We start from the raw sequence: 16,225 nt of genomic DNA, 5'->3' as shown, positions 1-16,225 counted from the left end.
GTGGGCGTCAGGACTCGGAGCCGTCGAGGGCCAGCCGGATCAGGGTGTCGGTGTCGAGGTCGTCGAGGTCGACCTCCGCGCCGTCCGGCTCGGGCGCGGGGCCGTCGCCGTCGGCGAGGCCGAGCAGCAGCTCCAGCAGCCCGGCCTCGCGGATGCGGGCGAGCGGGACGGTGGCCAGCGCCTCGCGTACCGCGGTCTCGGCCGGGTCCGTCGTCGGCGTGGTCGACGCGTCGGGCAGCAGCGTGGCGCGCAGGTGGTCGGCGAGCGCGGCCGGGTCGGGGTGGTCGAAGACCAGCGTGGTGGGCAGCGACAGGCCGGTGGCCCGGTTGAGCCGGTTACGCAGCTCGACCGCGGTCAGCGAGTCGAAGCCGAGGTCCTTGAACGCCCGCCGGGGCTTGACCCGCTCCGGGCCGCCGTGGCCGAGCACGGCCGCCGCCTCGGCGCGGACCAGCTCGACGAGCCGCCGGTCCCGGTCCTCGGCGGACAGGTCGCGGAGCTGGTCGCGCAGCGCCGCGCCCCCGTCGGCGGGGACCTCCGCGGCGGCGCGGATCGCCTGCCGGGCCTCGGGCAGGTCGGCCAGGAACGGCCGGGGACGGCTCGACGCGTACGCGGGGGCGAACGTCGCCCAGTCCACGTCGACCACGGTGAGGGTGGCGTCGCTGCGCCCGACCGCGACGCGCATGGCGTGCACCGCGTCGGCCGGGGCCATCGCCCGCAGGCCGCGTCGGGCCAGTTCCCGCTGCGCGTCGTCGGTGGCCATGCCGCCGTCGGCCCACGGTCCCCAGGCCACCGAGGTGGCGGCGAGGCCGCGGGCGTGCCGCCGCGCGGCCAGCGCGTCGAGGTGGGCGTTGCCGGCCGCGTAGCCGGCCTGCCCGCCGCTGCCCCAGACCCCGGCGATGGACGCGAACAGCACGAACGCGTCGAGCGGCCGGTCGCCGAGCAGCTCGTCGAGGTGCACCGCGCCGGCGGTCTTGCCGGTCAGCACCCCGGCCAGCCGGTCCGGGTCGGTGTCGAGCAGCGGCGCCACGTCGTTGAGCCCGGCGGCGTGCACGACGGCGGTCAGCGGCGCCGGGTCGGCGTCGAGGCGGGTCAGCAGCGCGGCGACCGCGTCCCGGTCGGCCACGTCGCAGGCGGCGACCGTGACGCGTACGCCGGTCGCGGTCAGCTCGTCGCGCAGCTCGGCCGCGCCGGGGGCGGCGTCGCCGCGCCGGCTGGTGAGCACCAGGTGCTCCGCGCCGGCGCCTGCTGCCCAGCGGGCGACGTGCGCGCCGAGCGCGCCGGTGCCGCCGGTGACCAGCACCGTGCCGGTGGGCTGCCACCGGTCGGCGGCGGCCGGCGCGGCCGGGGTGGCGCGGACCAGGCGGCGTGCGTAGAGGCCGCCGCCGCGCAGCGCGACCTGGTCCTCGTCGCCGTCGGCGGTGAGCGCGGCGGCGAGCCGGGCCGGCTCGGTGTCGCCGGCGGGCAGGTCGAGCAGGTTGACGCGCAGTCGGGGCAGTTCCAGCCCGGCGACCCGGGCGAGGCCCCACAGGCCGCCCTGGGCGGCACCGTGCACCGGGTCGCCGCCGTCGGTGGCGACCGCGTCCCGGGTGAGGCACCACAGCGGCGGCGTGTCGCCGGTGTCGTGCAGCGCCTGGATCAGCAGCAGCGTGGCGGCGGTGCCGGCGGGCAGCGCCGGATGGTCCGGGTGCGGCGCGTCGTGCAGGCCGAGCAGCGAGACCACGCCGTCGACCGGCCCGTCCGCGAACGCCTTGCCGAGCGCGGCGGCGAGGTCGGCCCGGGTGGTGGTGGCCGGGTCGACGGTGACCGGGCGCAGTTCCGCGCCGGCCAGCGCGGCGGCGACGTCGGCGGTGGCGGGTTCGCCGGCCGGGCCGACGACCAGCCAGGCGCCGCCGATGGCGGGCCGCTCGTCGAGGTCGATTCGCTTCCAGGTGACCTGGTACGCCCACCGGTCGGCCGGCGTACGCCGGGTGCGGGCCCGCCGCCACGTGGTGAGCGCGGGCAGCGCCGGGGCGAGCGTGTCGAGGGCGTCGTCGGCGAGGTGACCGGCGAGCGCGGTGAGGTCGCCGCTCTCCACGGCGGCCCAGAACTCGGCGTCGGAGGCGTCGGTGCGGGTCGGCGTGTCCGGCCAGTAGCGCTCGTGCTGGAACGCGTAGGTGGGCAGGTCGACGCGGGTCGCGCCGGTGCCGGCGAACCAGGGTGCCCAGTCGACGCGCACGCCGTGCACGTGCAGCTCGGCCAGCCCGGCCAGCAACGCCCCGGTCTCGTCGCGGTCCCGGCGCTGTGCGGCGACCGCGATCACCTCGTCGTCCGGCAGGATCTCCGCCGCCAACGCGGTCAGCACGCTCTGCGGGCCGATCTCCAGGAACGTGTCCACCCCGGCCGCGCGCAACGCGGCGACCCCGTCGGCGAACCGCACCGCCTCCCGCACGTGCCGCACCCAGTAGTCGGCGGTGGTGATCTCGGTCGGGTCGGCCAGCCCGCCGGTCACGTTCGACACGAGCGGCAGCAGCGGCGCGGCGAACGTCAACCCGGCCAGCACGGTACGGAACTCGGCCAGCATCGGCTCCATCAGGGGACTGTGGAACGCGTGCGACACCGTCAACCGGCGGACCCGCACACCCCGCTCCCGCCAGACGCGCTCGATCTCGTCCAGCGCGTCGAACGGACCGGACACCACCGTCGACGACGGCCCGTTCACCGCCGCGATCCCCAGCGCGGTGTGCGCCCCGATCGACGCGGCCACCTCCGCCTCCGGCGCCGCGACCGCCAGCATCCCGCCACCGGCCGGCAACGCCTGCATCAGGCGACCCCGCGCCGCCACCAGCGCACACGCGTCCGGCAGCGACAACACACCCGCCACGTACGCGGCGGTCACCTCACCGATCGAGTGGCCACCCACGAAGTCCGGGGTGACGCCGAACGACTCGACGAGCCGGAACAGCGCCACCTCGACCGCGAACAGACCCGCCTGCGTGAACTGCGTCTGGTCCAGCAGCTCACCGTCACCGAACAGCACCGGCTTCAACGGCTGCGGCAGCAACGGATCGAGTGCCGCGCACACCTCGTCCAACGCGGACGCGAACACACCGAACGCCTCGGACAGTTCCCGACCCATGCCGGCGCGCTGCGCGCCCTGCCCGGAGAACAGCACCGCCAGTCGGCCGCGCGGGCCGGCCGGGCCGGTGGTCACCGTGCCGGTGGACGTGCCACCGGCCAGCGCGCGCAGCGCGGCCAGCAGGTCGTCCCGGTCGGTGACGCCGAGGACGGCCCGCTGCTCCAGCGTCGGCCGGGTGGTGAGCGCCGACCATCCGACGTCGATCGGGCGCAGCGTCGCGTCGGCGGCGAGCCAGCGCGCCCAACGGTCGGCCTGGGCGGCGAGCGCCGCGTCGGTACGCGCCGACAGCAGCACCGGCACCGGCCCACCGGCCGACTCGCCGGCGCCCGCCGGCTCGGCGACGTCGGTGGGCTGTTCCAGGATGACGTGGGCGTTGGTGCCGGAGATCCCGAACGACGACACCGCCGCCCGACGCGGTCGGTCCACCGCCGGCCACGGCGTCGGCGCCGTCGCCAGCGTCACCGCCCCGGCCGTCCAGTCGATGTGCGGCGACGGCTCGTCCACGTGCAGCGTCGGCGGCACGATGCCGTGCCGCATGGCGAGGACCATCTTGATGATCCCGGCGACGCCGGCCGCGGCCTGCGTGTGCCCGATGTTCGACTTGACCGACCCGAGCAGCAGCGGCGTCTCGCGGTCCTGCCCGTACGTGGCGAGGACCGCCTGCGCCTCGATCGGGTCACCCAACGTGGTGCCGGTGCCGTGCGCCTCCACCGCGTCCACGTCGGCGGTGCTCAGCCGCGCGTTCGCCAGGGCCTGCCGGATGACGCGTTGCTGCGACGGACCGTTCGGCGCGGTCAGGCCGTTCGACGCGCCGTCCTGGTTCACCGCCGTGCCCCGCACCACCGCGAGGACCCGGTGGCCGCGACGGCGGGCGTCGCTGAGCCGCTCGACGAGCAGCATGCCGACGCCCTCGCCCCAACTCGTGCCGTCGGCGCCGGCGGCGAACGACTTGCACCGCCCGTCGGGGGCGAGCCCGCGCTGGCGGGAGAAGCCGACGAACGCGCTGGGCGTGGCCATCACGGTCACGCCGCCCGCGAGGGCCAGGTCGCATTCCCCGGCCCGCAGCGCCTGGGCGGCCAGGTGCAGCGCGACAAGCGACGACGAACACGCGGTGTCCACCGTGACGGCCGGGCCTTCCAGCCCGAAGACGTACGCGACGCGACCGGAGGCGACGCTGCCGGCGGTGCCGTTGACCAGGTAGCCCTCCAGTTCCGCGGAGGCGTCGAGCCGGCCGGCGTAGTCGTGGTGGATCAGTCCGGCGAAGACGCCGGTGGTCGTGGTGCGGTCGTGCGGGTCGAGGCCGGCGGACTCGAACGCCTCCCACGACGTTTCCAGCAGCAGCCGCTGCTGCGGGTCCATGGCGAGGGCCTCGCGGGGGCTGATGCCGAAGAACGCCGGGTCGAAGTCGGCCGCACCGGGCAGGAACCCGCCGTACCGGGTGGTGGAGGTGCCGGCGCGGTCGGCGTCCGGGTCGTAGAGCGCGTCGAGGTCCCAGCCCCGGTCGGCGGGGAACTCGGCGATCCCGTCGCCACCGGTGGAGACCAGGTCCCACAGTTGGTCCGGGGTGGTCACGCCGCCGGGGAGCCGGCAGGCCATGCCGATGATGGCGATGGGGTCGTCGTCCTCGGTGGCGGTGGCCCGGGTCGCGGCCACGGCGACGGCCGGCCGGTGGCCGAGTCGTTCGTGCAGGTGTTCGGCGAGGCGTTCCGGGGTGGGGTGGTCGAAGACCAGCGTGGCGGGCAGCCGCAGCCCGGTGGCCGACGCGAGCCGGTTACGCAGCTCCACCGACGTCAACGAGTCGAACCCGAGGTCCTTGAACGCCCGCGTGCCGGGCACCGCCTGCGCGGACGCGTGCCCGAGCACCGCCGCGGCCTGCGCCCGGACCAGCTCGATCAGCAACGCGGTCGCCTCGTCCGGGGCCAGGCCAGCGAGCCGCTCGGCCCAGCCGCTGGTGTTCGTGTCCGCGGTGCGGGCCTGCCGGCGTACGCCGGTGGGGGCCAGCAGCCGCAGCAGCGGCGGGAGCTGCGTCCGGTCGCCGGTGATGCGCAGCCGGGCGGCGACCACGGCGGGCAGCGGTTGCGCGGCGGCGGCGTCGAGCAGGGCCGCCCCCTCGGCGGCGCTGAGCCCGGTCATGCCGATCCGACCGAGTCGCTGCCGGTCGCCGGCGTCGAGCCGCCCGGCCATGCCGCCGGTGGCCCACGCGCCCCAGCCGATGCTGGTGGCGGGCAGTCCGGTCGCGTGGCGGTGGGTGGCGAGCGCGTCGAGGAACGCGTTCGCGGCGGCGTAGTTGCCCTGCCCGGGCGAGCCGAGCGTGGCCGCGATGGACGAGAACAGCACGAACTCCGCCAGGTCGTGACCGGCGGTGGCCCGGTGCAGCGCCCAGGCGGCGTCCACCTTGGGCCGCAGCACCCGCTCCACGGCGTCGGCGTCGAGCGACGCGATCGTGGCGTCGGCGATGACACCGGCGCAGTGGTGGACGGCGGTCAGGTCCACGCCGGCCAGCAGCGCGGTCACCTGTGCGTCGTCCGCCACGTCGACGGTGGCGACCCGGACGGTCGCGCCGGCCGTTTCCAGGTCCTCGACCAGGGCCGCGTAGGTCGGGTCGTCGGCCGGCGCGCGGCGGGCCGCGAGGAGCAGGTTCCGGGACCGGCCGGTGGCGACGAGGTGTCGGGCGACGATGCCCGCGAGCGCGCCGGACGCGCCGGTGACCAGCGTGACGCGGTCCGGGTCGACCGGCGCGGGCACGGTGAGTACCACCTTGCCGACGTGCCGGGCCTGGCTGAGGTGCCGCAACGCGGCCCGCGCCTGCCGCACGTCCCAGGTCCGGACCGGCAGGGGCCGCAACGCGCCGCTGGTGAAGAGCGCGAGCAGCTCGGCCAGCATCTGGCCGATGCGCTCGCCGCCGGCCTCGTTCAGGTCGAACGACCGGTAGGCGACGCCCGGATGCTCCCGCGCCACCACCGCCGGGTCGCGGAGGTCGGTCTTGCCCATCTCGACGAACCGGCCGCCGCGCGGCAGCAACCGCAACGACGCGTCCACGAACTCACCCGCGAGGGCGTCCAACACCACGTCCACCCCGGCACCGTCGCTGGCGGTCCGGAACGACCGCTCGAACTCGGTGGTCCGCGACGACGCGATCCGCTCGTCCGCCACCCCCAGTCCTCGCAACGTGCCCCACTTACCGGGACTCGCCGTGGCGTAGACCGTCGCGCCGAGATGCCGGGCGATCTGGATCGCCGCCATCCCCACCCCACCGGCACCGGAGTGGATCAGCACCGACTCACCCGAACGCAGGTCCGCCAGATCCCGCAACGCGTACCACGCGGTCAGGAACACCACCGGCACCGACGCCGCCTCGACGAACGACCACCCATCCGGCACCCGCGCGACCCGATCCCGCCGCGCCACCACCTCCGGACCGAACCCGGGCTCGAACAATCCGAACACCCGATCACCCACGGCCAACCCGGACACTCCCGGCCCGACCTCCAGTACCACCCCGGCACCCTCGCTACCCAGCACCGCCGACGCGTCCGGATACATCCCGAGCGCGATCAACACGTCCCGGAAGTTCACCCCGGCCGCCCGCACCGCCACCCGCACCTCACCGGCCGCGAGCGGGGCCGGCGTGGCCGGCACGATGTCGACGCCGTCGAGCGTGCCGGGACGCGCGGCGGCGACGTGCCAGCCGCCCGTCGCCGGTGGCGCCAGCTCCGCGTTCGTCGGGCGCGTCAACCGGGGTACGCACACCCGGTCGCCGCGCAGCGCGAGCTGACCGCCCGACGGGGACGGATCCGCCACCACGGTGGCCAGCACGCCGAGCGCGCGCCGGTCGAGGGCGGCGTCGGCGTCCACGAGCACGATCCGGTCCGGGTGTTCGGACTGCGCCGAGCGCAGCAGCCCCCACACCGCCGCGGCGGCCGGGTCGACCGCCCGGTCGTCGTCACCGGTGCTCACCGCGCTGCGGGTCACCACCACCAGCCGCGAGTCCGCGAGCGCGTCCGCGGCCAGCCACGCCTGCACGGCCGCCAGCACCGCCGCCGTCAGCGACCGCACCCGGGCCGGCACGTCCCCGTGGACGCCCGCCCGATCGACCGCACCGACCACGCCCGCCACGTCGCCGGCCACCGCACCGACCACGCCCGCCACGTCGCCGGCCACCGCATCGACCACGCCACTGCCCGCCGTGCCGGTCAGGGCGTCGGCGGTGCGCGCCGGGAGACCGATCGGCAGCAGGATCGCGTCGGGGATGGGCGTGCCGGCCTCGACGGCTGCCACCAGCGCCGCGATGTCCGGGAACGCCGGCACCGCCCCGGTCGGGTCGATCCAGCCGGCGGTCGGGGAACCGGTGTTCGGCCGGGCCGCGCCGCGCCCGGCCGTCTTCCGGCCCCGGGCCGGCCGGTCCGCGTCGGCGTCGTGTGTCCGGGCCGGGGCGAGCGTCGCCCAGGTCAGGTCCGCCTCGGCCGGCGGGATCTCCTCGGCCGGCCAGGTCACCGCGTACAGCGAGCGGGAGCCCGCGCCGGGGGCGGGAGTGCCGGCCAGTTCGCGCAGCACCAGCGTGTCGACCGACACCACCGGCGCGCCGGTCTCGTCGACCGCCACCAGGCGCACGCCGGCACCGACGCGGCTCAGCCGGACCCGCAGCAGTCGGGCGCCGGCGGCGTGCACCTGCACGCCCTCGAACGCGAACGGCACGCGCGGCCCGGTCGTCCCGGTCCCGCCCGGCAGCAGGCCGATCGGGTGCAACGCGGCGTCCAGCAGCGCCGGGTGCACCGCGAACCCGGCCACCGTGGTGTCCGGGAGCGCCACCTCGGCGTACACCTCGTCGTGGCCGGTCCAGGCCCGGCGCAGGCCCTGGAACGTCGGCCCGTAGGTCAGGCCGTGGCCGACGAGCGTCTCGTACCAGCCGGTCAGGTCCGTCTCGGTGACGCCCGGCGGCGGCCAGGCGACGAGGCCGGGCTCGTCGGCGGCGGCCGGCTCCAGCACCGCCTCGGCGTGCCGGGTCCACTCCGCGTCCGGGTCGTTGTCCGGCTGGGCGTACACGGCGGCGTCCCGGCCGCCGGTGTCGTCGGCGGCGCCGACGCGCACCTGCACCCGGACACCGCCGGTGGCGGGCAGCACCAGCGGCGCGGTGACGGTGAGGTCGCGTACCCGGGGCGCGCCGACCTCGTCGCCGGCGCGCACCACCAGCTCCACCAGCGCGGTGCCGGGCAGCAGCACCGCGCCGGCCACGACGTGCTCGGCCAGCCAGGGCTGCGCGGACACCGCGAGCCGGCCGGTCAGCACCGTCTCGTCCGCGCCGGCCAGCCGCACCGCGGCGCCGAGCAGCGGGTGGCCGGGCGCGGCCAGCCCGGCACCGGTCAGGTCACCGGCCCGCCAGCCGGTGGCGTCGGGCCAGAAGCGCCGCCGCTGGAACGGGTACGTGGGCAGGTCGAGCGGGGCCCCGCCGCCGGTCAGCGGCGTCCAGTCCACCGGCACGCCACCGGCGTACGCCTCGGCGAGCGCGGTGAGCAGCGCGGCCCCCTCGGTGCGTCCGGCGCGCAGCGTCGGCACGACCACCGGCGTCGCGTCGTCGCCGAGGCAGTCGCGGATCATGCCGGCGAGCACCCCGTCCGGCCCGACCTCCAGGTACGTGCCGACGTGGCGCTGCCGCAGGTCGTCGATGCCGTCGGCGAAGCGGACCGCGTCGCGGACGTGCCGCACCCAGTAGTCGGGATCGCGCAGCGCGTCCGGCTCGGCGACGCCGCCGGTCAGGTTCGACAGCACCGGCAGGCGCGGCGGGTCGAGGGTGAGCCCGTCGACGACGGCCCGGAACTCGTCCAGCATCGGCGCCATCAGCGGGCTGTGGAACGCGTGGCTGACGCGCAGCCGGCGGGTCCGCAGCCCGCGCTCCCGCCAGGCGCGTTCCAGTTCGTCGAGGGCGTCGAGGGCGCCGGAGACGACCACGGCCGACGGGCCGTTGACGGCGGCGACGCCGACCCGGTCGGCGTACCCGGCGAGCGCGGCGGTCACCTCGTCCTCGGGCGCGGCGACCGCGAGCATGCCGCCGCCGTCGGGCAGCGCCTGCATGAGCCGGCCGCGCGCGGCGACCAGCGTGGCGGCGTCGGGCAGGGAGAGCACCCCGGCGACGTACGCGGCGGTGATCTCGCCGACGGAGTGCCCGCCGACCACGTCGGGGGTGATCCCGAACGACTCGATCAGGCGGAACAGCGCCACCTCGACGGCGAACAGCGCCGGCTGGGTGAACTCGGTGCGGTCCAGCAGCGCCGCTTCCGGAGCCCCTTCGGGCGCGAAGAGCACCGGGCGCAGCGGCCGTGGCAGCAACGGGTCGAGGTGCCGGCAGACCTCGTCCAGCGCGGCGGCGAAGACCGGGAACGCCCGGTACGCCTCGCGGCCCATGCCGGCGCGTTGGGCGCCCTGACCGGAGAAGAGCACGGCGAGCCGGCCGGTGCCGGCGGCGCCGCGTACCACTGTGGACGACGCCTCGTCGGCGGCGACGGCGGCCAGGCCGGCGAGCAGGCCGGACCGGTCACGGGGCAGCAGCACGGCCCGGTGTTCGAACGCGGACCGTCCGGTGGCGAGCGCGTGTGCGAGGTCGGTCAGCGGCACCGCCGGGTTCGCCTCGATCCAGGCGGCCAGCCGGCCGGCCTGGGCGCGCAGCGCGTCCGGGGTGCGGGCGGAGAGCACGCACGGGGTGCCGAGGTCGCCGGTGACGGCCGGTGGCGTGGTGGGGGCGGCTGCCGGTTCGGGGGCCTGTTCCAGGATGGCGTGCACGTTGGTGCCGGAGATGCCGAACGAGGAGACGGCGGCGCGGCGGGGCCGGTCGACGGCCGGCCAGGGCGCCGCCGTCGTGGCCAGCGTCACCGCGCCGGCGGTCCAGTCGACGTGCGGGGACGGCTGGTCGGCGTGCAGCGTCGGCGGCACCACGCCGTGCCGCATGGCGAGGACCATCTTGATGATGCCGGCGACGCCGGCGGCGGCCTGGGTGTGGCCGATGTTCGACTTGACGGAGCCGAGCAGCAGCGGCGTGGGCCGGTCCTGCCCGTACGTGGCGAGCAGCGCCTGCGCCTCGATCGGGTCGCCGAGCGCGGTGCCGGTGCCGTGCGCCTCGACCACGTCCACGTCGGCCGGGGACAGCCGCGCGTTGGCCAGCGCGGCCCGGATGACCCGCTGCTGGGAGGGGCCGTTGGGGGCGGTGAGGCCGCTGCTGGCGCCGTCCTGGTTGACCGCGCTGCCGCGCAGCATGGCGAGGATCCGGCGGTTGTTGCGGCGGGCGTCGGAGAGGCGTTCCAGCAGCAGCATGCCGACGCCCTCGGCGAAGCCGGTGCCGTCGGCGTCGGCGCCGAACGCCTTGCACCGCCCGTCCGGGGACAGGCCGCGCTGGCGGGAGAACTCGGCGAGCATGCCGGGGCTGGACATGACCGTGACACCGCCGGCCAGGGCCAGGCCGCACTCCTGCTGGCGCAGCGCCTGGGCGGCCAGGTGCAGCGCGACGAGCGACGACGAGCAGGCGGTGTCGACGGTGACCGCCGGGCCTTCCAGGCCGAGCAGGTAGGAGATGCGGCCGGAGGCGACGCTGCCGGCGCTGCCGTTGCCCACGTACCCGTCGAGGTCGTCGTCGGCGCCGACGGCGGTGCCGGCGTAGTCGTGGTAGATCAGGCCGACGTAGACACCGGTGCTGCTGCCGCGCACGGTGGCCGGGTCGACGCCGGCCCGTTCCAGCGCCTCCCACGACGTCTCCAGCAGCAGCCGCTGCTGCGGGTCCATGGCGAGCGCCTCGCGCGGGTTGATGCCGAAGAACGCGGCGTCGAAGTCGGCGGCGTCGTAGAGGAAGCCGCCGTGCCGGGGCGCGGGCCGGTCGTCGCCGTCGTTCAGCAGCCCGGCCAGGTCCCAGCCCCGGTCGGTGGGGAACGGCGCGATGACGTCCGCGCCGGCGGTGACCAGGTTCCACAGGTCCTCGGGGCTGCGGACGTCGCCGGGGAACCGGCAGGCCATGCCGATGACGGCGATCGGCTCGTCGACGGCGGTGGTCGCGGTGCCGGCCGGCGTGGCGGCCGGTGCGGCCCGGCCGCCGATCTCCCGGTCGAGGTGCTCGGCGAGCACGACCGGGGTGGGGTGGTCGAACGCCACGGTGGCGGGCAGTCGCAGCCCGGTGGCGGCGGCGAGCCGGTTGCGCAGCTCCACCGAGGTCAGCGAGTCGAAGCCGAGTTCCTTGAACGGGCGTTGCGGGTCGACGCCGTCGGCGGACCGGTGGCCGAGCACCGCGGCGACGCTGCCGGCGACCAGGTCGAGGAGCTGGTTGTGCCGGGCGGTGGGGTTGAGCGCCGCGAGCCGGTCGGCCAGCGACAGCTCCCCTGCGGTACGCGCGGCGGCCCGCCGCCGGGCCGGCCGGATCAGCTCGCGCAGCAGCTCCGGCACGCGGGCCGGGTCGGGGCTGGTCGGCACGTTCATGAGCACGGTGTGCGCGCCGCCGTGCCGGCGGGCGGCGTCGAGCAGCGCGAGCCCTTCGGCGTCGGTGAGCGGGGCGCTGCCGGCGCGGATGGCGCGCCGGTGCTCGCCGTCGTCGAGGTGGGCGGTCATGGTGCTGGTGGTGGCCCAGAGTCCCCAGGCGAGGCTGGCCGCCGGCAGTCCGGTCGCCCGGCGGTGGGCGGCGAGCGCGTCGAGGAACGCGTTCGCGGCGGCGTAGTTGCCCTGCCCGGGCGAGCCGAGCGTGGCGGCGATCGACGAGAACAGCACGAACGCGGTCAGGTCCCGGCCGGCGGTGGCCTCGTGCAGCGCCCAGGCGGCGTCCACCTTGGGCCGCAGCACCCGGTCGACGGCGTCGGCGTCCAGCGACGTGACGGTGGCGTCGGCGATGGCCCCGGCGCAGTGGTACACGGCGGTCAGGTCCACGCCGGCGACCAGCTCGGCGGCCCGGCCGGGTTCGGTCAGGTCGACCGGGACGGCGCGGACCGTGGCCCCGGCGTCGGTCAGCGCGTCGACGAGCGCCGCGTACGCCGGGTCGTCGGCGGGCGAGCGACGGGCTGCGAGAAGCAGGTTGCGGGTCTGGCCGGTGGCGACGAGGTGGCGGGCGACCAGGCCGGCGAGGGTGCCGGACGCGCCGGTGACGAGCGTGACGCGGTCCGGTTCGGCGGGCGCGGGCACGGTGAGCACGACCTTGCCGACGTGCCGGGCCTGGCTGAGGTGCCGCAGCGCGGTGCGGGCCTGCCGGACGTCCCAGGTCCGGGTGGGCAGCGGCGTCAGCGCGCCCGTTTCGAACAGGTCGAGCAGTTCGGTGAGCATCTGGCCGAGGCGTTCGCCGCCGGCCCCGTTGAGTTCGAACGCCCGGTAGGTGACGCCGGGGTGCTGGGCGGCGACCAGGTCCGGGTCGCGGACGTCGGTCTTGCCCATCTCGACGAACCGGCCGCCGCGCGGCAGCAACCGCAACGACGCGTCCACGAACTCACCGGCGAGGGCGTCCAACACCACGTCCACCCCGGCACCGTCGCTGGCGGCCAGGAACGTGCCCTCGAACTCCGTGGTCCGCGACGACGCGATCCGCTCGTCCGCCACCCCGAGGCTCCGCAACGTGTCCCACTTCGCGGGGCTGGCCGTGGCGTAGACCGTCGCGCCGAGGTGCCGCGCGATCTGGATGGCCGCCATGCCGACCCCACCGGTCCCGGAGTGGATCAGCACCGACTCACCGGCGCGCAGGTCGGCCAGGTTCCGCAACGCGTACCAGGCGGTCAGGAACACCACCGGCACGGACGCCGCCGCCACGAACGACCACCCCGCCGGCACCCGCGCGATCCGGTCCCGCCGCGCCACCACCACCGGACCGAACCCGGGCTCGAACAACCCGAACACCCGGTCACCGGACGCGAGGCCGGCGACGTCCGGGCCGACCTCCAGGACCACCCCCGCGCCCTCACTACCCATCACCGCCGACGCGTCCGGATACATCCCGAGCGCGATCAACACGTCCCGGAAGTTCACCCCGGCCGCCCGCACCGCCACCCGCACCTCACCGGCCGCGAGCGGCGGCGAGTCGGTCGGCCGCAGGGCGACGCCGTCGATGGTGCCGGGCTCGACGGCCGCCACGTGCCAGCGTTCGGTCGACGGGACGAGCCGGTCACCGGCCGGGCGCGTCACGCGCGGGACGAGCACGTCGCCGTCGCGCAGTGCGACCTGCCCGCCGGCCGGCGCGGCGGCGAGCAGCGCCAGCACGTCGGCGTCGGGCGTCCGGTCCAGGTCGACCAGCAGGATCCGGCCGGGGTGCTCGGACTGCGCGGACCGCAGCAGCCCCCACGCCGCCGCGCCGGCCAGGTCGGTGATCCGGTCGCCGTCCCGGGCCGCCACCGCGCCCCGGGTGGTCACCACCAGTCGCGAGTCGGCCAGTTCGTCGGCGGCCAGCCAGCTCCGCACCGCCGCCAGCACCGCCAGCGTCACCGACCGCACCCGGTCCGGCAGGTCCCCGCCGGCCGCCGCGTCGCTGGCCGCGCCGTCGGCGGTCTCCTGACCGCCCCCGACCGGCAGCAGCACCGCCTCGGGGGCCGGCGTGCCGGCCGCGACGGCGGCCACCAGCCCGTCCATGTCGGGGTACTCCGCGCCGTCGACGCCGGCCAGCGTCGCCCAGGCCGTCGGCCGGTCGGCCGGCGGGACGTCCCGGGCCGTCCAGGTCACCTCGAGGACGGACCGGTCGGCGGTGGCCGGCACGACGGACGCGCCCAGCCCCTTGAGCACCAACTCGTCCACCGACACCACCGGCGCGCCGGTCTCGTCGGCGGCGACCAGCCGCACCGCGTCCCCGGCGCGGGACAGCCGTACCCGCAGCGCCGCCGCGCCGGCCGCGTGCACCTGCACGCCACCGAACGTGAACGGCACCCGCGGTCCGGGCGTCGCGTCGGCGCCGGGCAGCAGGCCGATGGCGTGCAGCGCGGCGTCGAGCAGCGCCGGGTGCACCTCGAACCGGCCGGCGCGGTCGGCCGGCCCGGCCGGCAGGGCCACCTCGGCGCAGACCGTGCCGTCGGCGGTCCAGGCCCGGCGCAGGCCCCGGAACGCCGGCCCGTACGCCAGGCCGTGCCCGGCGAGCGTGTCGTACCAGCCGGCGAGGTCCACCTCGGCGGCGCCGGCCGGGGGCCAGGCGTCGAGCGTCGACTCGTCGCCGGTGGCCGGTGCCAGCACACCCTCGGCGTGCCGGGTCCACCCGTCGTCGGTGGCCCCGTCGGGTTGGGCGTGCACGGTCACCGGGCGGGTGCCGGCGTCGTCGGGCGCGCCGACGCGTACCTGCACCCGGACGCCGCCGGTGTCCGGCAGGGCCAGCGGGGCGACGAGCGTGAGGTCACGGACCCGGGCGGCGCCGACCTCGTCGCCGGCCCGGACCGCCAGTTCGACCAGCGCGGTGCCGGGCAGCAGCACGGTGCCGGCGACCACGTGGTCGGCCAGCCACGGCTGCGCCGCGAGGGAGAGCCGTCCGGTCAGCACCACCTCGTCCGCGTCGGCCAGCCGGACCGCGGCGCCGAGCAGCGGGTGCCCGGCGGCGCCGAGGCCGGCGCCGGTGACGTCGCCGCCGCGCGTCGTGCCCGGTTCGGGCCAGAACCGTTCCCGCTGGAACGCGTACGGGGGCAGGTCGACCCGGGTGGCTCCGGAGCCGGCGAAGACGGCCGCCCAGTCGACAGGTACGCCGGCGGTGTGCAGGCCGCCGAGCGCGGTGAGGAGCTGGCGGGGGCCGTGCTCGTCGCGGCGCAGCGAGCCGACGACGACGCCGGGCGTCGCGGCGGGCGTCCGGTCGAGCGCGTCCTGCACCACGACCTTGAGCACCGGGTGCGGGCTGATCTCGACGAACGCCCGGTGTCCGGAGTCGATCAGCGCGTCCACGACCGGTGCGAGGCGGACCGGTTCGCGCAGGTTGCGGAACCAGTAGTCGGCGTCCAGTTCGGTGGTGTCGATCGGCTCGCCGGTGACGGTGGAGTGGAACACCACCCGGCTCGGGCGCGGCGTGAGCGTGCCGAGCGCGGCGGTCAGGTCGTCGCGGACCGCGTCGACGTGCGCGCAGTGCGAGGCGTAGTCGACGGCGATCCGCCGGGCCCGCAGGTCACGGTCGGCGGCGACGGCGAGCAGCTCGTCGACGGCGTCGGCGTCGCCGGAGACGACGGTGACGGTGGCGCCGTTGAGCGCGGCGACGCCGAGCCGGTCGCCCCAGGGCGCGACGAGGTCGGCGGTGTCGGTGGCGGACAGCGGCACGGAGACCATGCCGCCGCGGCCGGAGAGGGCGAGCAGCGCCCGGCTGCGGGCCACCACGAGCCGCATCGCGTCGGGCAGGGTGAGCGCGCCGGCCACGCAGGCGGCGGCGATCTCGCCCTGCGAGTGGCCGATCACCGCGTCGGGGCGTACGCCGCCGGAGCGCCACACCTCCGCGAGGGACACCATCACGGCGAACAGCAGCGGTTGGACCACGTCGACCCGGTCCAGCGGTGGGGCGTCGGGTGCGCCGCGCAGCACGTCCTCGGGCGTCCAGTCGACCAGCCCGGCCAGCTCGGCGGCGCACTCGCGCATCCGGTCCCGGAAGGCCGGGGAGCTGTCGAGCAGGTCGAGTGCCATGCCGGGCCACTGGGAGCCCTGGCCGGGAAAGACGAAGACGACCTTCGGCGGAGCGTCGGCCGGGGCGGTCGGCGGCGCGGCGGCGGTGAGCGCGGCGAGCGCGTCGTCCCGGCCGGCGGCGACGGTGACCTGCCGGTACGGGTGGTGGGCACGGCCGGTGGCCAGCGACCAGCCGACGTCGGCCAGGTCCAGGTCGGGGTGGGCGTCGAGGTGGTCGCGCAGCCGGGCGGCCTGGGCGGGCAGCGCGCGGGCGCTGCGCGCGGACAGCAGCAGCGGCACGGCGTCGGCGGCGACCAGGCCGGGGCCGGCGGCGGGCTCGGGGCCGGCCGGCGGCGCGGCGGGGGCGGCCTCGATGACGGCGTGCGCGTTGGTGCCGGAGATGCCGAACGAGGAGACGGCGGCGCGGCGGGGCCGGTCGACGGCCGGCCAGGGCGCCGCCGTCGTGGCCAGCGTCACCGCGCCGGCGGTCCAGTCGACGTGCGGGGACGGCTGGTCGGCGTGCAGCGTCGGCGGCACCACGCCGTGCCGCAT

1 protein-coding gene is annotated in these 16,225 nt (G+C 77.1%); it reads right to left on the bottom strand.

Going from position 1 to position 16,225, the window contains the following annotated elements; translation table 11 throughout:
• Nucleotides 1–7: 7 nt before the first annotated feature.
• Nucleotides 8–16,225, bottom strand: a 16,218-nt coding sequence (locus C8054_RS32155) for a type I polyketide synthase (protein ID WP_158273908.1), incomplete at its 5' end; no start/stop codon positions are given.

This window comes from Micromonospora sp. RP3T (genome assembly GCF_003027925.1).
Classification (GTDB): domain Bacteria; phylum Actinomycetota; class Actinomycetes; order Mycobacteriales; family Micromonosporaceae; genus Micromonospora.
Note: the sequence above shows the minus strand (reverse complement) of the source record. Positions and strands in the feature narration are given on the sequence as shown.